This window comes from Vibrio sp. Y58_MX_L22, from assembly GCF_024181865.1.
In the GTDB taxonomy this organism is placed as follows: domain Bacteria; phylum Pseudomonadota; class Gammaproteobacteria; order Enterobacterales; family Vibrionaceae; genus Vibrio; species Vibrio alginolyticus.
This window is the reverse complement of the sequence record NZ_JAMZAN010000002.1, coordinates 20,958-42,253: the sequence shown is the minus strand read 5'-3', so window position 1 is coordinate 42,253 and position 21,296 is coordinate 20,958. Positions and strand designations below refer to the sequence as shown.

Annotated in this window: 20 protein-coding genes; 11 read left to right on the top strand and 9 right to left on the bottom strand. The window is 42.9% G+C overall.

Features of this window, described 5'->3' with window-relative positions:
* From NL626_RS05270 to NL626_RS05245, 6 genes are all read left to right on the top strand, one after another.
* Positions 1 to 471: a structural protein gene (locus NL626_RS05270; RefSeq protein ID WP_046876230.1), complete on the top strand. Its 471-nt coding sequence runs from the start codon at positions 1 to 3 to the stop codon at positions 469 to 471.
* Positions 472 to 484: 13 nt separating this feature from the next.
* On the top strand, positions 485 to 712 hold the full coding sequence (locus NL626_RS05265; RefSeq protein WP_017636136.1) for a hypothetical protein: 228 nt from the start codon (positions 485 to 487) through the stop codon (positions 710 to 712).
* Positions 693 to 872 (top strand): hypothetical protein, encoded by a 180-nt coding sequence (locus NL626_RS05260; RefSeq protein ID WP_017636135.1) that lies wholly within the window; start codon positions 693 to 695, stop codon positions 870 to 872. The genes NL626_RS05265 and NL626_RS05260 overlap by 20 nt, the downstream gene beginning before the upstream one ends.
* A gap of 12 nt (positions 873 to 884) precedes the next feature.
* Positions 885 to 1,949, top strand: coding sequence for a hypothetical protein (locus NL626_RS05255; protein ID WP_253657060.1), 1,065 nt, complete (start codon positions 885 to 887; stop codon positions 1,947 to 1,949).
* Positions 1,950 to 2,140: 191 nt separating this feature from the next.
* Positions 2,141 to 2,443, top strand: coding sequence for a hypothetical protein (locus tag NL626_RS05250; RefSeq protein WP_253657059.1), 303 nt, complete (start codon positions 2,141 to 2,143; stop codon positions 2,441 to 2,443).
* 243 nt (positions 2,444 to 2,686) lie between these two features.
* Positions 2,687 to 3,967 (top strand): AAA family ATPase, encoded by a 1,281-nt coding sequence (locus NL626_RS05245; RefSeq protein WP_253657058.1) that lies wholly within the window; start codon positions 2,687 to 2,689, stop codon positions 3,965 to 3,967.
* A gap of 30 nt (positions 3,968 to 3,997) precedes the next feature.
* Here the strand turns inward: NL626_RS05245 and NL626_RS05240 are convergent, their stop codons facing one another.
* From NL626_RS05240 to NL626_RS05220, 5 genes are all read right to left on the bottom strand, one after another.
* A complete protein-coding gene (locus NL626_RS05240; RefSeq protein ID WP_253657057.1) occupies positions 3,998 to 4,429 on the bottom strand; it encodes a phage protein in 432 nt (143 codons plus the stop codon).
* A 495-nt stretch (positions 4,430 to 4,924) separates the two neighbouring features.
* Positions 4,925 to 5,236 (bottom strand): stress response translation initiation inhibitor YciH, encoded by a 312-nt coding sequence (gene yciH, locus NL626_RS05235; RefSeq protein ID WP_005376292.1) that lies wholly within the window; start codon positions 5,234 to 5,236, stop codon positions 4,925 to 4,927.
* Position 5,237: 1 nt separating this feature from the next.
* Positions 5,238 to 5,624, bottom strand: a complete 387-nt coding sequence (locus NL626_RS05230; protein WP_005376294.1) for a DUF3319 domain-containing protein — start codon at positions 5,622 to 5,624, stop codon at positions 5,238 to 5,240.
* Positions 5,625 to 5,752: 128 nt separating this feature from the next.
* The gene (locus NL626_RS05225) at positions 5,753 to 6,742 is read right to left on the bottom strand and encodes a D-alanine--D-alanine ligase (protein WP_033907069.1); all 990 of its coding nucleotides are present in this window, start codon (positions 6,740 to 6,742) and stop codon (positions 5,753 to 5,755) included.
* A gap of 149 nt (positions 6,743 to 6,891) precedes the next feature.
* Positions 6,892 to 7,461: an SPOR domain-containing protein gene (locus NL626_RS05220; protein WP_005390018.1), complete on the bottom strand. Its 570-nt coding sequence runs from the start codon at positions 7,459 to 7,461 to the stop codon at positions 6,892 to 6,894.
* Positions 7,462 to 7,697: 236 nt separating this feature from the next.
* Between NL626_RS05220 and NL626_RS05215 the strand changes: the two genes are divergently transcribed.
* Positions 7,698 to 10,331, top strand: a complete 2,634-nt coding sequence (locus NL626_RS05215) for a bifunctional acetate--CoA ligase family protein/GNAT family N-acetyltransferase (protein ID WP_253657056.1) — start codon at positions 7,698 to 7,700, stop codon at positions 10,329 to 10,331.
* A gap of 77 nt (positions 10,332 to 10,408) precedes the next feature.
* Here NL626_RS05215 and NL626_RS05210 read toward each other — a convergent pair whose 3' ends face one another.
* Positions 10,409 to 11,296 carry a LysR family transcriptional regulator gene (locus NL626_RS05210; protein WP_136977248.1) on the bottom strand — a complete coding sequence of 296 codons (888 nt, stop codon included), beginning with the start codon at positions 11,294 to 11,296 and terminating at the stop codon, positions 10,409 to 10,411.
* Positions 11,297 to 11,527: 231 nt separating this feature from the next.
* On the opposite strand from NL626_RS05210, the gene NL626_RS05205 reads away from it, so the two are divergent.
* Positions 11,528 to 13,666, top strand: a complete 2,139-nt coding sequence (locus NL626_RS05205) for a TonB-dependent hemoglobin/transferrin/lactoferrin family receptor (RefSeq protein WP_213866344.1) — start codon at positions 11,528 to 11,530, stop codon at positions 13,664 to 13,666.
* 335 nt (positions 13,667 to 14,001) lie between these two features.
* On the opposite strand, the gene galE is transcribed toward NL626_RS05205, so the two are convergent.
* Positions 14,002 to 15,018, bottom strand: coding sequence for a UDP-glucose 4-epimerase GalE (galE, locus tag NL626_RS05200; RefSeq protein WP_253657055.1), 1,017 nt, complete (start codon positions 15,016 to 15,018; stop codon positions 14,002 to 14,004).
* A gap of 54 nt (positions 15,019 to 15,072) precedes the next feature.
* The gene (locus tag NL626_RS05195) at positions 15,073 to 17,031 is read right to left on the bottom strand and encodes a diguanylate cyclase (RefSeq protein WP_213866345.1); all 1,959 of its coding nucleotides are present in this window, start codon (positions 17,029 to 17,031) and stop codon (positions 15,073 to 15,075) included.
* A gap of 319 nt (positions 17,032 to 17,350) precedes the next feature.
* On the opposite strand from NL626_RS05195, the gene NL626_RS05190 reads away from it, so the two are divergent.
* From NL626_RS05190 to NL626_RS05180, 3 genes are read left to right on the top strand one after another with little or no spacing between them, the layout of a single operon-like run.
* Positions 17,351 to 18,106 carry a 5-oxoprolinase subunit PxpA gene (locus NL626_RS05190; protein ID WP_005386314.1) on the top strand — a complete coding sequence of 252 codons (756 nt, stop codon included), beginning with the start codon at positions 17,351 to 17,353 and terminating at the stop codon, positions 18,104 to 18,106.
* Positions 18,106 to 18,789, top strand: coding sequence for an allophanate hydrolase subunit 1 (locus tag NL626_RS05185; RefSeq protein WP_238972410.1), 684 nt, complete (start codon positions 18,106 to 18,108; stop codon positions 18,787 to 18,789). Before NL626_RS05190 ends, NL626_RS05185 begins: the two co-directional genes overlap by 1 nt.
* A complete protein-coding gene (locus tag NL626_RS05180) occupies positions 18,786 to 19,721 on the top strand; it encodes a biotin-dependent carboxyltransferase family protein (protein ID WP_253657054.1) in 936 nt (311 codons plus the stop codon). Before NL626_RS05185 ends, NL626_RS05180 begins: the two co-directional genes overlap by 4 nt.
* 28 nt (positions 19,722 to 19,749) lie before the next feature.
* Here NL626_RS05180 and NL626_RS05175 read toward each other — a convergent pair whose 3' ends face one another.
* Positions 19,750 to 21,189 (bottom strand): FAD-dependent oxidoreductase, encoded by a 1,440-nt coding sequence (locus NL626_RS05175; RefSeq protein WP_213866346.1) that lies wholly within the window; start codon positions 21,187 to 21,189, stop codon positions 19,750 to 19,752.
* Positions 21,190 to 21,296 lie beyond the last annotated feature (107 nt).

Here is a 21,296-nt window from a genome sequence, read left to right as displayed (position 1 = left end):
ATGCCGTTGTTTATCTTAATTATTTTTGTTTTTGGAATTGGAGCGTTCACCATGACGACATCAACTACATCAAGCGTTCGCGGGATTCGCATTAATAACCCGCTCAACATTCGCATCGCACCAAATGCATGGCAAGGCAAGGTGACACCGTCACGTGATAAGGCCTTTGAAACCTTTCAAGCGCCCGAATGGGGCTTTCGTGCGGGCGCCATTTTGCTGCGTAACTATCAGCGCCGCCATGAGCTGCACACCTTGACGGAAATCATTCACCGCTTTGCACCACCAAACGAAAACCACACGGCCAACTATGCACGCTTTGTCGCGGGTCGCGTTGGTGTGGGTATGGATGAGCGCATTGACTTGGTGAACAACAAGCCGCTGTTGGTCGAAGTGCTTCACGCGATGAGCATCATGGAAGTGGGTCGCCACTACAGCAAAAACACGGTGCTGAAAGGCGTCAATCTGGTTTAGGGAGAAACACAACATGTTTGAACGTTCAACATTAAAGGGCTTAACGCTGCTTGGCTCGGTTATCGCTGCGGCGACGGGCTACGGCCATTTATTCAGCGTGGAGCTGACTGATACGGGCGTGAATTTTGGCGGCGCGGTTGGCTTAGCCATTCCCGCCGTGATTGGCGCGTATGAGTCGCTGCCGGACAAGTGGAAACCAAGCAAAAAAGTAGGGGGCTTGGATGGAAAACGCCCTTATTAACGCCTTATCGGGTCTGGGGTTTTCGTCCGAGTCGCTGGTCATGTTTGTGCTTATCGGCATGAATCTGAAGTACCAAATCGCCATCAATAAACAGCTTACCCAAGGGCTGCAAGATGTACGCGAAAGCGTGTTGGTGCTCACGGCCAAACAGACAGATTAAAGAGTATTTATCATGACAGATTCAGTTAAACCGCTTCCAACGGGAAGCACGGATAAAAAAGTCGAGCACATTGCCGACTATCTAGAGCGCGCCATGGCAGAAGTGGCGCTTGCTGGCAATGCGCCTGACAACCTATTGCGAAACCCAAGCTTTGCGGAGTATTACAGCGCAACGCTTTCGAATGATATTTTGTACGGCCACGCGGTAGATAAAGCCAAATCTTTTAACTTCATGAAAGGCATTGCAAAACCCATTTGTCCATCGTGGAGCATTGAGGTTCAACACGGCGGCAGTATCAGTTATTGCAAAGTGAAATCCGGCCGATATAGCAAAGCCGACCTGCACCAAAACAAGGATGGTAACGCCGTTATGTTTGGTGGTCTTGGCATGACGGGTAACGGTGCCAATGCGGTGTTGTTCCAAGAGTTTGATACACCAACGTTGATTGAAGATGGCGAGCAAAACTACTACGCCTATGTGCGCTGTTGTCAGGCAGGTGGCCCGCAAAAGATTCGCTTTGGTATTTGTGATTTGGACGGAGACGGCAACGCAACCAGTGTCCGAGCGTCACGCACCGTTGAACTTCCGGCGGGCTTGTACGATGTAAAAGAGTTCTGGCTTGAAATCCCAAGTCTGGCCGAAGGTGGCGCGACCATTAACTATCGTAAACGTGCGTTTTTCATTGAAAGCGCCGCGCGGGGCGTGTTGTCCGTGGAAGGTGCAGGGGTGTACTACGGTAAAGCCGGACAAGTACCAAAACTCAATTACACCAATCAAGGCATCGGGAAAGAGTTCATTATCACCAAGAAGTTCTCAAAAGCAGACCCAACCTTTTTCCTACCTTGCGTTGAGGGCTGTTACCCAATTGATAAACACCTGTCGTTTATCATCATGGGCAACCAAGGTTTTGAGTTTGAGTTTCAAGCGCGAGACACCGATTTCAGCTTGGGTGATGATGGCACCGTCACGATGTCGAATATCGGTATGGTGAGCTCAACGGCAAACGCGCAGGTTCGTGGTTTCTTTAGCCAAAACCTATACATGAACTTTTTCGATGTCGCACCGCCGCTAGTGTAAGCAATCAAGTAAAGCCACAATAAAAAAAGCCGAGCCCTAGTGATAGAGTTCGGCTTTTTGTCGCTATGGTCATAAATCTAAAACTCACAGAGTGTTTAATGTTTGTTTTTTGATGCGCCAATATGCGCTTTGTTACTTAATGAGCGATAATTCAATATGCAATAACGCGATAACAAAACGGAGCAATAGCAATGAAGCTTTCTTTATTCTGCATTACTGCACTACTGTCAGTTATAAGCTTTTCCTCTTATAGCCATCCGGGCAGAACAGCATCAGATGGTTGCCATTACTGTCGTACTAATTGTGATAAATGGGGAGTGCCAAAAAACCAGAGGCATTGCCACTTCTACAATGAGCCAACTGAAGAAGAAATGCTTAACTCTACGGTGGTCAAAGAATACAGCGACGAAGAAACCACTTTCGTAACTCTATTAAAAGGTGACACGTGGAGCACTTTTGAAACGAAGCACGACGGTGAACAAGTGCAACAATGATAAACGAGGCTTAAACCTTGCGAACTGGTTCGAATCGTTATTAATGACGATTTACACAGCGAGTAGGGAGCCGATACTTTGGGCGGGTCGATTGACCTCGACGGGCTTCAAACGAATGCCACCAAAGCAGAAGCCTAAAAAAGCCGAACCCTTAGCGATGGGGTTCGGCTTTTTATATTCTTAACGCAAATTAAATTAATGTATAATCAAATCAATTACTAAAAAGAAAAACAGGAAATTGGTTTGTTTATCAACAGAGTGAAACCTGAAAGCGTATTTACTCCCAAAGGGAAATACGTAAATACGCAAATGTACATACATCGTCAAGAGCTAGAAAATGCCTTTAAAAGAGCATTGAGAAAACCTAAACACGTTATTATTCATGGTGAAAGTGGGTGCGGCAAAACATGGCTATATAAAAAAATTTTTGCTGAAAGAAAGGTGACGTATGAGGTTCTCAATTCCGCCACGGTCAATTCTACGGGCTCCATTACTGCTGCAATCAAAGCTCTGAACGCGAGATTAACCCCATTTGAGAACAAAGGGTATGAAGAAAGCAAAGACGCTGGCGCAAGCGTAGGTGTTGTAAAGGGTGGATTAAAGCACACAAGAAAATATGAGTCATCTTCACCAGAACCATACCTCGAACTAGTACGAGCGCTATTTAAAAAAGCTGGGTCTGACGAGTCTTTTTTAGTTGTGGAAAATTTAGAGCACATAGTCAAAGACGAAAAACTCGTTAAAGAGTTGACATCCATACTGATGTATCTCGATGATGATGAATATGCTAAGTATCGGGTGCGCATTCTATTGGTGGGAACTCCTAGCAACTTGAGAGACTACTTCGCATCCGCAGATTCTAGTCAGACTATTATCAATCGCGTTCAAGAGATTCCAGAAGTATCTGTATTAGAGACAGAAGATGTGTCAGCTCTCGCTGAGAGGGGCTTATTTAAGATGTTGAAGTTTAAATGCTTATCTGATTCTAATACTGGGTTTAATGAAAGATATCTATTGAATGCAGTATCTTGGTTTTCTGCCAATGTGCCTCAGTATGTCCATGACTTTTGCTTGGAGTTAGCTCTGGAGGCAGAAGATAACGGTGGCATTATCACCAATGATATTTATAAGTGCTCATTAAGGAATTGGGTGCAAGATGCGCTAATAAGCGAAAACGCCCGCATGGAAACTCATATCAACTCCAAAACAACCAAGCACGGTCGAAGAAACCAAGTTATCTTCACTCTTGGTCGAATTCTAAGTAATGAGTTTTCTGTCCAAGAGGTGGAGGAGAATTTGAGGAGATTATTTCCAATCAGCACGAAAGGAAAAGTGTTAAATGTTTCAGCAAACCTCAATGATTTAGCAAGTGGTGAAAGCCCTTTAATCAGAAAAACACCTAAAGGAACAAGATTTAGATTCCTTGACCCGAAAATCAAAATCATGGCTAGGTGGATGTTGAGCAAAGATGATGATAAAGAAATTATTACGGTAAAGAAATTTGATGAAAGTATAAGGCTTTGATTGTCACTAAGGTGATTTAAGCCGCCTTATTTACTTATCGTTTCTAATTTTCGTTGGTATCCATTCGGCGGCTTTCATTCGACGGCCGCCACGAAATGGTAAGACGTTTTCTTTAGCAGGATAAACCTTGGGATGCTCAAAGTGTCCGTACATTTCCACAAACTGACGGTGTTCGTCACGCCAAAACACAAAACTTTCCAATTCTTTAGGGTTGAACTCACGACCAGACGGCGTGATTAACACTGCGCGTTTCTCATCAACACGAAATCCAGACCAACGAATATCATTAGGCAAATAGCCAAGTGATTTGATGAGCAGTAGTTTTTCTGCCATCGGATTAACCGGAACCGTGCCATCGAGCCAACGAGTAATCGTCGGTTTGGAGACGTGAAAATATTCAGCGCCTTGCTTGATGGAGGTAAACTCACGCCAAAAGAGTGTGCAGAATGATTCGTGAAACATGACAACGCTCGCATATTGAATAACTGACTAAAAATATTTTTCTTGTTGTTTTGGGCGTTACCGAACGCAACATTATGTGGCGGTCAGGGTTTTAGTGGTTTTTCGTTGATTGCACAAAACGAACGTCACGAATAGTACAAGTAACTTGCGTTATGGAAATCGACAAAATAAAAAATTACGGCTTGGTTATCAGACACTTATGAAACGCTTAATCAAAGAGTTAACCTTTGTTAACAAACCACCCTCCAGTGCGCATTATGTATATTATGTTAAATTGTCTATTGCCATACGCTAAATGTTGTCTGAGTATACTCCTATTCCCCTGCAGATTTTAAATTTAAGGGCCTTACTGTAAGTATTAAACATAATGGTTATTTACCATAAAATAGCTAATATCGATCTATCAATCTACGATTGCTTGCTCTTCAATTAGCAACTTATAAAAAATGGCGTCTATTTCTTTAGACGCCATTTTTGTTTACTGGAAATATTAAATTAGCCACCGGCTAATTTGACTGTCATGCCTTTCTTTTCAAGATGTGCCTTGATCTTGTCTCTAGCATCACCTTGAATCTCGATATTGCCATCTTTTACAGAGCCACCACAGCCACAGACTTTTTTGAGTTCTGCCGCTAATAACTTTAAAGGTGCATCATCCAAGTCTAAACCTGTAACAATGCATACGCCTTTACCTTTACGGCCTTTCGTTTGGCGCTGAATCCGAACAACACCATCGCCTTTAGGGCGAGATACTTTTTCTTCTTCCGGTTTAATTCGACCGGTTTCTGTTGAATACACCAGAGTCATTCTATTGTTTCTTTTGTTGTTGAGCTTGCATCGCTTTTTGCTTTGCAACCAAATAAGCTTCGATATGGCGTTGAATAGCGGCTTTACTGCCCTTAATCAGTTTACCATTAAACATACAGTACCAAGAGTTAGGTTGGCCTGTATCGTTTTGAATAGTATAGCCGTTAAAGACCTCTGATTTTGCAACACCAGTTTGCTGCACTCTTTGTCCGAGTGAAGCAAACTCTTTGGGATCAATAATCGATGCGGTGTCACACCACCAATCAATGCTTTTCTTTACCGCCGTCAAACTGCCCTGTAAAACGTGGTTCTTGATTTTAACCTTCCAAACACTGCCATCTGATCCGACTGACTGCAGGTTAAAACCTCTATAATTTGAAATCGCCATACCACTGAGTCATCTGTTTAATGCGTTGATATAATCATAATTGCTACTGAGCAATATTCAAATACGGCTTGAATAATCCTTGCTCTAGAAAACAACTTGTATCATAAAACGCGTCTCGATAACGTTAATCACTTTGCACTGTTTATACAATCTTCCAAGAACTCATGAAATTTGTGCCCGTTGTTTTGAAGCATTTTAGGGAACATTGAGATCGGAGTCATTCCTGGAAATGTGTTTACTTCGTTTAAGTAAATCTCATCATCTTCCGTTAGGAAAAAGTCGATACGAGATAAATGACGAAGATTCATTTGTTTAAATACCGTCTCTGACGCGTGTTGGATGGAATCTAATTGTATTTGAGTTAGATTCTTCGCCTCAACTTCTGTGAGCGAGTGACTTGAACTGCTGTACTTTTCATCGTACGAGTAAAAAGCACCATCAGGCGCGATGACCTCGCCTGGCTTAGTGATATGTAGTTGGCCATTCATCTCATATGCAGCAACTTCAAGTTCTCGAGGTTTTACTGCTTTCTCAACCAACACTTGGTCAGAAAACCCAAAAGCATCATTTACTGCATTAGAAAGCTTGTCTTTTTCTGTGACACTGTAACAGCCAACGGAAGAACCTTGGCGAGCGGCTTTAACAAAAACTTTTCCCCACTTTTCAAAGGCTTTATGAGCTTGAACGTGAGCTTCTTCATCGTTTCGCGTTAAGAATAAGTATGGCGTATTGGGTATGCCAATAGCGTCGTACCAAAGCTTAGATGTGATTTTATTGAAACTATTGCTACTCGCTTCTGGCCCGCAGCCAAGATAAGGAATACCTGCGATTTCAAACAGAGATTGAATGTCGCCTGTTTCGCCAGGAAAACCATGTATACAAGGCACGATGAAATCAATGGTTTGATTAGATTCACTTGAGCACAACTGCTTGGTATTGAGATCCAAGTAAACCAACTCACCTTGGTTGGTCATCCAACCTTCGTTTTTTATTTCTACGCGTGTAACGTGAACGTCTTCAATAAGATTTAGTTGTTGTTCGACAAAGTTTGCAGACAATAATGAAATCTCGTGCTCAGAAGAGCCACCGCCGCATAGTAAAAGAATATTTTTAATCATGAATCCATCTTTCCGTGACCTACAAAAGATACTATTTATTATGATAAACCTTTGAAGTGTGACGTACAGTAATTTTAATGTGAGGAATGTTGTTCGAATAGGATTTGAGCAAATAAATAAGGGAGCTATTCGCTCCCTTATTTGATGTGTTAATTTAATTTGTTAAGCGTTGGGTAAGCTGAGTTTTTGATTGCATCAATGCTTTTAACAAATGGTCTTAACTGCTGAAATTGAGCTGGCAAAGTCGAAATCGCTTGCTTGGCTTCTGCGCTTGTTGCGTAGTCTCCGTATAAAACTGAGAACCACTTAGTACCGTTTACAACTTTGTAGTTTTCCCAAATTGGCTGACCGTTCTGTGGCAGCTTATTTGCAAACTGATCGACTTTAGCTTGGCTACCCACAGCTGCGACTTGAATGGTATAGCCGAATCGTTGAATGCCAGCTTGCTTTTTACTTGGTGGTACGATCTTAACTGGCTTCGCCTGCTCTTTTGGCGTTAGCTTGACTACTTTCTTTTCTTCAGGCTTTGCCGTCATTTTCACAACAGTTGGTTGTACGTCTTTTTCTACTACAGCGTTTTCAGACGCCATAATTGGTTTAGAGATACGATCTGATTTGTAGTCCTCTCGGTAACTTTCTGAGGTCACATCCGTGATGTAAGTTTCAGATGCACAAGCAGAAAGCAGAACTGACAAGCCGATGATTGCGATTTTTTTCATGAAGTAACAAATGCTCTGGATAAATATTACGATAAATCATGCCGATAGCAGGGCCGTTTATCAAGCATCAAATACAATAATCTGTGATTTTGATGTGATGAATAACACAAACTCCATAAGCATCGTACACATTTTCTGCAATGTCTGGTCTGAAGATGTTTTATCAGTAAATTATTCGTTTATGATTGATATGAAACCGAGAAGCCAACGTGACTTACAAACGGCCAGGAGTCAGCATGAATAAACTACATAAACTCTTTAAACCCAACTCTGTGGCCGTTATTGGGGCATCTCAAAAAGCATTGCGAGCAGGACATGTTGTGATGCGCAACCTTCTACAAAGTGGATTTGGTGGCGCGATTATGCCAGTAACGCCGCGATATAAAGCCGTATCTGGCGTGATCGCTTACTCTGATGTAGCTTCCCTGCCCTATACGCCAGATATTGCAATTTTGTGTACGAACGTTTCACGTAACGAGCAATTGCTTAAAGAGCTAGATGAGAGAGGCACACCGTTTGCGATTGTTATCTCTGATGACCCTAATCCTTTAGATATCTCATCATTGAACATTCGAGTCTTAGGCCCAAACAGCTTAGGTATCATCCTTCCTTGGCACAATTTTAACTGCACGTTTTCCCCTGTTGCAGCTAAACCCGGAAAAATTGCTTTCATCTCACAATCCGCGGCGGTTTGTACCACGGTTTTAGACTGGGCAAATGATAAGAACATTGGTTTTTCTTCATTCATTTCGATTGGGCGCGGACAAGATATCGATTTTGCAGATTTGCTCGACTATTTGAGTATGGATGGAAACACTGAAGCTATTCTGCTTTATGTTGATAATATCCAAGACGCTCGCCGATTTATGTCTGCTGCGCGCGCCGCTTCACGTAACCGACGTATATTGGTGCTAAAAGCGGGCCGCTCTAAAGAGATGAATACTTTTGAGCAGCAAGACGGAGATACACTTGACGTAATTTACGATTCTGCTATTCGCAGAACTGGTATGTTACGAGTCAGCAATACGCATGAGCTTTTTGCCGCGGTAGAAACACTCACGCATTCTGTGCCACTTCGTGGAGAGCGTTTAGCGATCATCACCAATGGCGGCGGCCCTGCTGTTATGTCCGTTGATACTTTGATTGAACGTGGTGGCCAACTCGCAACGCTTGATGACGCTTCCATTGAGCAATTACAAGCAGTACTTCCATCCAACTGGCGTGCTCGAAATCCGATTGATCTGTCTGGTGACGCAACCCAAAAACGCTATATTGATACCATTAACGCACTGATGAATAACGACTGTGCAGATGCGATATTGATTATGCATAGTCCTTCTGCTGTTTCTGATCCTCTTGAAACTGCTCAAGCCGTTATTAATGCCATCAAATCTCACCCTCGGCATAAGCATTTTAATATCTTGACCAACTGGTCAGGAGAACAAACGTCGAGAGAAGCGCGACTGGCCTTTACTCAAGCGGGTATTCCAACCTATAGAACACCTGAAAGTGCGGTTGTAGCATACATGCACTTGGTCGAATACAGACGAAACCAGAAACAACTAATGGAAACGCCAACGACGGCAGAGCCATTACATTCTGGAAGTGTGAGTTCAGCAAAAGAGTGGGCAAATGAACGACTACTGGATAAAAATACAGTCACCTTAGATACGCATCAAACCAGCCCATTATTTAAGCTGTTCGGGTTTAACGTTTTGCCTACGTGGATTGCATCTGACGACATTGAAGCTGTTCATATGGCAGAAAATATTGGATATCCTGTTGCGGTAAAATTGCGTTCTCCAGACATTCCTCATAAATCGGATGTTCACGGTGTTGCTCTAAATTTAAGAAACAGTCGAGAAGTTTCCAACGCAGCGCTATCCATTTTAGATACCGTAAAGCTCAGTTACCCTTCCGCCAATGTACATGGGCTGTTGGTACAAGGGATGGCAAAGCTCGGCAGCGCTGAAGAGCTACGGATTAGTATTGCAGTAGATAAAGTCTTTGGACCAGTGATCTTGCTTGGTCAAGGCGGCTCTGAGTGGAATATCGCCCAAGATGCCGTCGCTGCACTTCCTCCTTTGAACATGACGCTTGCGCGCTACCTTGTCGTTGTTGCCCTAAAGTCTGGAAAGATTCGCCTGCAGAAACACAAAGATGCGCTCGATATTACTGAGTTGTCGAAGTTCTTGGTTCGTATCTCCCAAATGGCAGTTGAGTTACCAGAAATACAAAAACTGGATATCCATCCAGTGCTAGTGTCCGGAAGCGATTTAACTATCCTTGATGCAGATGTCACACTGTGTAAATACGAAGGAGACGCCCAAAAACGGCTAGCGATTCGCCCTTTCCCGGCAGAGTTTGTCGAAACTGTAACGCTTCGAGATGGCCAACCTATCCTGCTTCGTCCTATCTTGCCTGAGGATGAGCCGCTACATGCTCAATTCATTAATAGCGTATCGAAAGAAGATCTCTATAAACGTTTCTTTTCTGAAGTTGGAGAGTTCAACCATGAGGCTTTGGCAAACTTTACTCAAATCGACTACGACCGCGAAATGGCGTTTGTTGCGGTAGCGTTTAATACTGACGGACCGTCTATCATAGGGGTAGCCCGCGCATTGATTACACCAGACAATAGTGACGCTGAGTTTGCTATTTTGGTTCGTTCAGATTTGAAAGGAAAAGGTTTAGGCAAAGTGCTGATGCAGAAAATAATCAGCTATTGCAAAGTTAAAGGCACAAAGCAAATGTCTGGAATGACCATGCCAACAAACAGAGGAATGTTGATGTTGGCTCAGAACTTGGGGTTTGAGATCGATGTCCAGTTTGCAGACGGTACGGCAGATATGGTGCTCCCTTTAAATTGAAAAGCGCAGCATTAGCGATGACTTTTACTTCTTACATTCGATAATCAATGGGAATCTAAGAAGTAAAAGTTACGTTGTTACTTTAGTTTCCAATTCTTTTTTAAGTACTGAATACACCAGGATTTTGCCTCACCCATAGTGTTCCGGCGCCATGCCAAAATAATATCCATCGGCTGTTCTTCAGTGCCTTCGATTCGTTTCAATACACCACTATCAATAAGAGGTTGCGCAATTTGGCTTGGTAATGTACCAATGCCTAAACCTGCAGTGAGCGCTTCTACTTTTGCCGTAAAGTTGGTGACAGTCAAGCGAGGCTGTTTTTGAATGATATTAATTGAGAGTGCTGGTTGCTCACGTGCGGTATCTGCAATAGCAATAATCCGATACTTTTCTCGTGCTGCTTCATCAAACTTACCACTACGCTTGTGAACATAGTGCTCAGCGGAAGCTACCCAATACATACTCATTTTACCAATTTTTTCTGACTTAACTTCTTGAGGAAGCGTATCCAGTGATGGGCAAATTAGTAAATCAGCTCTCCCCGTATTCAAAGACTCCCAGCTACCAGCCAGAATCTCCTCTTGCAGTCTGACTCGAGTTGAGCTGACCTCGGCCAACGCATCAACCATCGGGAAAAAGTTGGATATAGGAATAATGCCATCGAAGGCAATGGTAATATCCAGTTCCCAGCCATTCGCCAATAACGTTGCATCGTTCACTAACTTTTCACTGGCTTGTAAAATGGCTCTTCCTCTTTCAAGAATAAGCTTACCTGCTTCAGTAAAATGGGCTTTGTGACCAGAGCGATCGAAGATAATAATGTCTAAGTCTTGCTCGAGTTTCTGGATTTGATAGCTCAGCGATGACGGGGCTCTGTCTAACTCATTCGCAGCAGCAGCAAAACTCCCTCTTCGATCAATAGCATCTAGAATATGGAGTGCTTCTAACGTAATTGGACTCTGCACATGGCCTCCCTTAATGTGATATTCATCACATTCGTTGTATTTGGATGAACTTATCAAGAACTAACGACAAATAATATAACATATTGATAACTAAAGACTAGGAATGCTCATAGCCTAAGAATAAGATTCAATACAAACCAATAAATAACAATGGTAATGATAGTAATTACCATTTAGATCCATTAATATCCGCGTGTTGTTACCTATTATGGATCTAAGGTATTGAAGCCAATGTATAAAAAATCAATTTTGTCAGCCTCCATTTTAGTTGCCCTTTCCCATACTGCTCATGCGGAAGAAGCTTCTAAGTTTGAAGAAGTCGTTGTGTCGGCCACCCGTACCAACCAAACCATAAACACTGTTGCTGCTTCTGTTGCTGTTGTATCAGAGAAAGACATCGAAGAAAACATGGTAAAGGACTTGAATGATCTATTCGAGTATACGCCAGGTGTTACTGTTAATGGCACTCAACGCCAAGGCGTCCAAAGTATTAACATTCGCGGGATGGAAGGTAAACGAGTTAAAATCTTAGTAGACGGTGCATCTCAACCAGGTGTATTCAGCGGTGGACCCTATTCGTTTATCAATTCTAGTGCCGTTACTGTCGACCCCGATATGCTAAAGAGTGTCGAAATTGTTAAAGGAGCAGCTTCTAGCCTACATGGTAGTGATGCAATTGGCGGTGTTGTCGCATTCGAAACAAAAGATCCGAAGGATTTCCTCAAAGATGGTAAAGACTTTGGTGGTCAAGCTAAACTCTCTTATTCATCGGAAGATAACTCTTTTAGTGAGCATGTAGCTTTAGCAAAGCGTTTCGGTAATACAGAAGCACTTATAGCCTTTACACGCCGTGATGGTGCAGAGCTACAAAATTTCTCTAAGGCGCCTTACGATAACTATTCTGTGGACAACCAAGATTATTACAAAAACGATCTATTGGTAAAATTTCAATCTCAATTGAATGACGCTCATCGCTTGGAGTTCTTGGGAGAAGTTATTTACAACGAGACTGACTCAGAGATCGCACATAAAAGTTACAAAAACTTCAACGCTGAAGACACAACCAAGCAAAATCGCATTGGGCTCAAGCACATTTGGTTTGCAGATGCAGCTATCTCGGATACGATCACGTCCAAGCTTACATGGATTGGTAAAGAAGAAAACGGCGTGTCTAATCGCTTTATCGAAGCCAGCCCAGGTTACCCACCTTACGTACCGCCTAGTGGTGACAACCAACAGAAAAAAGATTACGAATATACTGAAGACAAATTTGAATTCGAAACTCAGTTAGATAAAGAGATTCAAAATCACTATATTGTTTACGGAATATCGTACAAACATAGTGACATCAGTAATACCAATCGCGAGTTTAATTCCGATCCTGGCACGCCAGATACTGTTTACGTTTACACACCGGATGCAAAAGAAGAAAGCTTTGGTTTATTCTTGCAAGATGAAATTTCGCTTCTTAATGACAAGCTAATTCTGACTCCAGGTGTGCGTTACGATTACTTCTCTACTAATCCTTCAAATACTTCTGAAGAGTCATTCGAGAAGTTTAGCGACTCTGCATTAACTGGTCGTTTAGGAGCGACTTACTCTGTATCGCAACCTGGCACGATCTTCGCGCAAGTGAGCCAAGGGTTCCGAGCGCCATCGTTCGACGAGCTTTACTACACTTACGATAATCCGGCTCATGGCTATACCAACCGCCCTAACCCAAATTTGGGATCTGAAAAGAGTTTGTCTTATGAACTTGGTTACCGTCATAACACTGCAGCGTCTGCAACTGAAGTAGCGTTCTACTACAGTGATTACAGTGACTTTATTGAGCAAACGTCATCAAACAATGGTGGTTTAACTGAATTCACAAATATCAATATTAGTGAAGCAAACATTAAAGGGGTTGAGCTCTCTAACCGTCTTGATTGGCATGCCATTGCTGGTCTTCCATCAGGCGTGACAACTCGCTTTGTTGCAGCATACACAGAAGGTGAAGATGGTGATGGTAATCCTTTGAACAGTGTAAACCCATGGAATGCCGTAGCTGCTGTAAATTACGATTCACCAAATGCACTTTGGGGGACAAGCCTAAAAGTAAACTACACGGCTAAGAAATCGAACAGTGATATCAACTCTGATGGTGATAAAGGCGGAATCAAAGACCAAGTTGCTTTGCCGTCTGCGACAGTCGTTGACTTAACGGCGTACTACAAACCAATGAAAGATATAACCATTCGTGCTGGTGTTATGAATCTAACGAATGAAGAATACCATCTTTGGAACGATGTTCGCGGTAAGACTGAGTTAAGTCGAGACAAAACGCAAGCTGAGCGTAATTATAACATTAGTGTTAAATACGAGTTCTAAACCTTAAAAACACAAAAGCCAGCGTAATGCTGGCTTTTTTTATGGCTTTCATTTCAAAAATGTAAAGAAAAGTATGAAAAATGAAAGTTTACTGTTTTGCCATCTCTTTTTTCACCATTACTGCTGCTGCAATGATGAAAGTGATGATCAGACCGAGTTCCATGAACTACCCCAATAGCTATGAGAAAATTTATAACCCAAATTAAGAGTCGGGCATAGTTTAACAGCTCTATATATACTTGCTACCTTTTAACCAGTAATTTACGATTTTTTCCGATTTGGATCAAAAAAGACGCAATTACGCGCCTTTTTGTTACTATTTTGTAAATTAAAGATTAGGCATCTGGATAACCTTGAGGGTTAGTAGACTGCCAGCGCCATGTATCGCCAGTCATTTCTTCTAGAGTGCGAGTTGCTTTCCAACCTAACTCATTCATCGCTTTTGATGGATCCGCCCAACACTCTGCAATATCACCTGGACGACGCTCAACAAGTTGGTATGGGACATCTTTACCACTTGCGGCTTCAAATGCTTTCACCATGTCCAGTACACTGTAGCCGTTACCAGTACCGAGGTTATAGATATGAAGGCCAGCTTTGCTACCTACTTTTTCTAATGCAGCAACGTGACCATCAGATAAGTCCATTACATGAATATAATCACGTACGCCTGTGCCATCTTTGGTCGGATAATCACTACCAAACACAGAAAGGAACTCTCTGCGCCCTACCGCAACTTGAGAAACAAACGGCATTAAGTTGTTTGGAATACCTTGAGGATCTTCACCTAGCTCGCCTGTTGGATGTGAACCTACCGGGTTAAAGTAACGAAGAAGTGTAATGCTCCAGTCAGGGTTCGCATTTTGGAAGTCGGTTAAACACTCTTCTACCATTAATTTGCTGCGCCCATATGGGTTAGTTGCGCTAGTTGGAAAGTCCTCTGTGATGGGTACAGAAGCAGGATCACCGTATACAGTCGCTGATGAACTAAATACCAACGATTTAACTCCGGCTTCACGCATTGCATCAACCAATACTAAAGTGCCATTAACGTTGTTGTCGTAATACTCTAAAGGTTTTGCTACAGACTCACCGACGGCCTTTAAACCAGCAAAATGGATAACAGCTTCAATATTGTGCGACTTTAGTGCTTCTACCATCGCCAATTTATCTCTGATATCGGCTTTAATGAAGGTTGGCTTTACACCACATACCTTTTCAATTCGATCTAATACCGTAGATCTACTGTTGTACAGGTTGTCAAGAATCACTGGCGTCATGCCAGCTTCGATCATTTGAATACACGTATGACTACCGATATAGCCCATACCACCCGTAACGAGTACTTTCATTTTATTATTCCTTCTGACGCGAATTGGGTTAGTTTAAAGCTTTGACGTTACGATTTAAACTGTCTCTTGTAATTCGCATCCCATTAATATTGCTTGGCCTTTTCCGGCTTTCTTTGCTTGATACATTGCCGTATCCGCACTTTTTAAAACTCGAGTAGCATCGCGCTCATTTACGCCGACTAATTTTACGCCGATACTAACGCCAACTTTGAGTAAGTGACCTTTGTACTCAATTGGAGCACATATGCTCTCGAGCAACTGTTCTGCTATTCGGGTGACCACTTTTTGATTGGCGGGATTTACCAACATGACAAATTCATCACCAGAAAGTCTTGCGATTAAATCACTATGTCTCGTCGCAGATGTTAGACGCTCGGAAACTTTTTTCAAAACTTCATCACCTGCATCATGACCGTAGGTATCGTTAACTTCTTTAAATCCATCCAGATCGAGGTACAAAACTGCAAATTCGTCACGCAAGTATCCAGAGCGTTGTACTAGTTGTTCCAACTCTAAATGGAACTTAGATCGATTGGCTAACCCCGTTAAAGCATCGTGATGAGCTAAATGCTCTAATCGTTCCATCTCTTTTGCGCCGGAAAGGTCGGTAAGAACAATAACCAGATCATAGAAACCATAGTCTTCACACTTAACGATACGATTGACTCGAGCAAACATCGGTACAAACTGACCAATATGGTTCTTCTCGATAACTTCACCTTGCCAAACGCCATAATTTTCTATCGACTCGATGATACTAGGCATCATTTCCTGTAACTTGCGCCACTTTAGCGTTTGGATGAATGACTTCCCAATAAGCTGATCCACCTCTAAGCCGACTAACTTAGTGACGGCAGGGTTTGCCATCGTAATGACACCGCGATGATTAAGAACAATGAGACCATCTTGGCTGCTTTCAAAGACACGTCCCGCAACACGTTGCCGGTTTATGGCTTCTTCAATTTCGGTGATATCTTGAATCGAAAACAGTAAGTATTCATGTGTCGAGAGGCGACGACTGGTTAGGCTCAACTGCTGTTCGTTATCTGCATTTTTGAGGTGAATATCATCGCACTCTAGGCCTCGACTCAGGATCTGACTCAGCTCATTCGGTGTTTTGGTTTTAATTAGATCACGAATATTGGCGTATTTAAGTTCATCTAATTTTTTTTGAAATATTTGCTGGGTCGCCGTATTACAATGAATAACACGTCCGGAATTGTCTGTAATAACTAATGCATGCTGAACAGATTCGATAACCTCTTCTGAAAATGCGCGCTTTTGTTCTAGTGTGTCTAGCGAATGTTGCCGCTGCTTCTCACGTACTGTTAACCTATTCATCATTTGATTGAAAGATCTCGCGAGCTCTCCAATTTCATCGTTGGCGTAATAGCGTGCTTGATTTTCCGTGCTTCGTCCGTGTGTCACATTCTCTATTACGCGGCTAAGCTCCATAACGGGCTTGAGAACAAGCCTCTCGATACTTATGTAAAAAACAGTGCCACCAGCGATCAGAAACATAAGAAGTAAAGCGCCATCTTGAAGTAAAGATTGTATGGCTTCTACAATTGGGCGATGAGAAAGCGTGACTCTAATGCTACCAATGACATAGCCATCATGGATAATCGGCTCTAGAACATAAAGAAATTTGGTTGATAAGGCATAGCCTAGAGCGTGCAACCTACTTCTTTCGGTTTGACTGGGAACGGGTGCTAGTGCCCCACTTATCTCCATAACAGCGAATGGTTGGTCATCTTGGTCATAAAGTTTGACCCGCGTTACATTTGGCTGGTTTAAAAAGTTGGCGAGAATAGTTTGAGCTTTTTGCTTGTCCTTTGTCGTCAGCGCATCTTTAATTGAGAAAGAAACGTTGTTAATCAACTTTCTTGTCTGCTCGACCAGTTCATGCTTAGACGATTGGTATACAGTATACGAGGTGTAACCTTTTGAGATAACAAAGATAGCCGTTAAAAAGACCAGAAGAGGCCAAATAAGCTTCGCTCGTAATGACATATATATTCCTGTCGCAGACAACCACAAAAATGACAGAAGAACCATTATGCAATCTATCACCCATGAAGGGCGACAAGATTAACACGATGCTAATGCAAAATAACCTTAAATTCTCAAAAATTGGATGGAAAAGAAACGAAATACCTCAAAATTCGGATCAACTCAAATAACGGCAACATCTTTATGGACTAACGTGATCTTTTTCGTCACCTATCTGCTCAAAAAGCCTCGTTTTCATGATAGAAGAATGAAGTGAGTCACTGAACCTAGATGCATTTTCCTGCATCGTAAACCCATTGCTTGTGTAGAAATAAAACGTATGACATTGAATAAACAGCAACTTACATTGAACTGTGATATGGGCGAGAGCTTTGGCTCTTGGAGTATGGGCGCAGATGAAGACGTGATGCCCCATGTTGATATGGCGAACATCGCGTGTGGTTTTCATGCCTCCGACCCTAATGTCATGCACGACACTATCACCCTAGCGAATGACAACGATGTTGATATTGGCGCACACCCAGGTTACGCCGACCTACAAGGCTTTGGCAGACGAAGCATAAGCATGACGGGTGATGAAATTACGAACATGGTTATATATCAGGTTGGTGCTTTACAAGCATTATGCCGGGCGCAATACACAGACATCAGTTACATAAAGCCTCATGGTGCTCTATACAACGACATGATGAAAAGTGATGCGATATTTAGAGCGGTAGTAAAGGCGGCAGCACTGTTCAAAGTACCGTTAATGATCCTAGCTTCACAGGAAAACGAAAAATACTTAGAAATCGCAGACGATTATGATGTTCCCTTGCTATTTGAAGCATTTGCAGATCGTTTATACCAAGATGACGGCTTACTGACTCCTAGAACACAGCCCAATGCCGTGTTAAAAAGCGAGCACGCGATACTTGAGCAAGTCCGGACCTTAGCTGACTCTGGGCGTGTCAAAACCGCTTCAGGCGGTTACATATTATTGGAAGCCGACACAATTTGTGTTCATGGTGACAATGAAGAGTCGATCGCGCTGATCCAAAAGATCCGCCAAAGCCTATACGCTGGAGGAAATTAATGCATAAAGAGAAATTTAATATCTCTTTGATCTCCGAGTGCAGTATTTTCATTAAGTTTGATGAGAGTATTTCTGAAAATGCAGTCGGAGAGCTTGCTCGCAGCATAAGAGAAACTTTCGCTTCAATTGTTATGAACGTTGTCCCCTCCTATCAAACTATTCTCATTGATTACTTACCTTTTCGAATCAACGAAAAGAACTTAGCCAATGAGCTGCAACAAATCGTGAGCCAGTTTGATACTCAATCACTTAAGCTTTCCCAGCCGAATCACATTACTATCCCTGTGTATTACTCTGAAGAAACCGCGTTAGATCTATCTCGTTTTCAAAAGCGAGGTCTGTCATTAGACGATCTTATTACCCTGCATACGAAAACCGAGTACGCGGTTTCTGCAATTGGCTTTGCTCCAGGCTTTGCATTTCTCTCTGACGTTGATACTCAATTGCACATGGCAAGGCTTGCCACACCAAGAACTCAAGTGCCGGCCGGAAGTGTCGGAATCGCAGACTCTAAAACGGCCGTCTATCCATCAGATAGTCCTGGCGGATGGAACATTATTGGTAAAAGCCCGCTTGCGCTCTTCTCCGACTCTCCTCCTTTTATACCGTTTGAAGTGGGTGACAAGGTCACCTTTAATGCTATTTCAAAACAAGAGTTTATCGATTTAGGAGGCGTACTATGAGTTACGGTGGATTACTGGTGGAAAAGCCAGGACCGCTCTCTTTAGTTCAAGACTTTGGTCGTTTTGGCTTAGCGCATGTCGGTGTGACTCAAGGTGGCCCGGTCGACGACTATGCTTACAGTTGGGCCAACCATTTGCTTGGTAACGTAGTCAATTGCGTTGCGATTGAAATTACTCTGGGTAACGCTTGTTTTATTGCCTTGCATAACTGCCACCTTGCTATATGTGGCGGTGATTTAAATGCAAAAATAGATGGTGAACCTATTTCAAATTGGTCTGACTTTACGTTGAAAAAAGGACAGAAGCTTCAGTTCGGAGTCGCAAGGAATGGACTTCGCTCCTACCTAGCGGTTAAAGGTGGATTCAATGTTGCTCAGCACTTAGGAAGCGCATCGACCGTCTCGAGAGAATCTCTAGGTGGTTATGATTCAAATGGTGGCGCTTTGAAAGCTGGCGATATTCTTCCCTTTGTCCCTCATAACTTACCGAAACGTAAGCCGAGGCAAATGACGTTTCGCTTTAAGCCAGATTACAACTTACCCATTAAGTTGAGAGTGATTGAAGGCTATCAGAACGAGGACTTTGATGAAGACGCTCGCCAAGCATTTTACAACAAAGCATTCATCATCTCCCCCAATTCGAATCGCATGGGCTACCGTCTTAAGGGCAATAACATTCGTCCACCTTACGAAGGCGTACTATCAGAGGGAATTGCGTTAGGTTCAATTCAAATACCTAGCGATGGTAACCCTATTGTGCTGCTCAACGATCACCAGACTATTGGCGGGTATCCTAAATTTGGCTGCGTAGCTCGTATTGATTTACCTAGACTGGCACAGGCGAAACCCGGACAAAAAGTCAATTTTGTTAAAGGAGACAGACTAGGCTTGCAAGAAGTATGGTGCCAATGGGCTCAGTTTTTTGGGTATTAATACAACCACTGAGCCCAAACACAGCCGATTATGCAGGCATACCATAACGCACTGCTAAAGCTTGAGGATAGCCTCGCTCTTGAGTGAGTTTAATCGCGTACTGCTCGACCTCTTTTTCAGACCACTTTACAGCGACCGGATGCTGTGTTTCCACATTTTGGTTAGGATCGATGTCAAACCAGAATTGAAGCATTTTTTGCGCTGCGAGTAGTGTCGATGACGCTTTTACCACCTCTATTCTCGCGTAGTGATTATCTTCAAAAGTCACATCTGCCGCTCTGAGTACTGGATCTGTTCCGGGAATTTGCTGAGCGCCAAATAATGCTTTTCCTCCTTTTACAGCAGAGTGATAGTCGGGAATGAACTGTGCCATGTGTTTGATGGCGTTGTTCGTTCGCTCTTCTAGCACTTCTTCTCTCCAGCCGTTACGGATCTTCGAGAGTAAAGGCATAGGCAGTTCAGGTTGAGCAGATGAGTTCGTGCTCTCCACTAAACCATCTTCAAACAGCGTGATTCCTTTTGTCATACCATGAAGTTGAAAGTAACCATCGCCATAAGGCGTCAATTGAGCCATTCCTTTATCGGTTCCACGCGGGCCATGAAAAATAACTTCTGGCCATTGTTGTTGACAGTCTGCCCACCTCGTAACGTAAGCGGCTTTAAACTCCACCAACCTGTCTCGCCTGGCACCAACTGTGTTGTCAATTGAGCCTGTTTCAAAGCCACACGCGTTAACCAAGTAGTCGCATGTCATCAGGTAATCAATACCTTCACGTTCATAGCCAAGTTGCCAGTGTTCCCCCATCCAATCGGCTTGCTTAAACGTTGCTTGTGTGAAGACCGAAGCATTAGGAAGCGTATCTAGTGTTAAGTTGGCAATTGCGGCGAGGCGAAAAACACTCCAACCATATTCTTGAACTGCGACAACAGGATACTTTAGCGCTTCAAGATCAGCATGTTGAGCAAAAGGAATGCACCACTCATCGAAGTCTGTAGGATGACTTGGTTGAGTACGTTGCGCGAGAGCTTCTAGCTCCGCTTTTGAATACAGTTTGTAGTATTCGCTTGGTTCGCCGAGCACTTTATTACTCTCATCTTTATCAACGAGCGTCTGATAAGCACTTTTCACAACCTCTAATCGCGGAATTAGTGTGGATGGGTCTCCACCATCGGAATGAGGAACCGCGATGATTGTCGGACGAATATTCAGTGAAAGCGGATACAGGCGAACAGTATCAATAGATTGTGCTAACAAGTCTAAGCATTGTTGCTCGGAAATCTCTCGATATAAATTACCACCAGCATGCAAATGACAAATGGGTGGACCATTTACTAGTGATACGCCCTTCTCTATTACGGAAACTTTAAAACCCAGCTCCGCAAAATGAATTGCTGCTGTTGCACCTGCTACACCGCCACCAACAACAGCGATATGCTTATCTTTATAACTTGGAAACTCAGACTTCATTGCTTCACTAAAAATTTTATAAGGAAAATTCTTTACTAACGGTGGATTCTACTCGTGTTTGGACTTGATTAAAATCACAAAAAGTTCATGGGTTTGCGAAATATCCA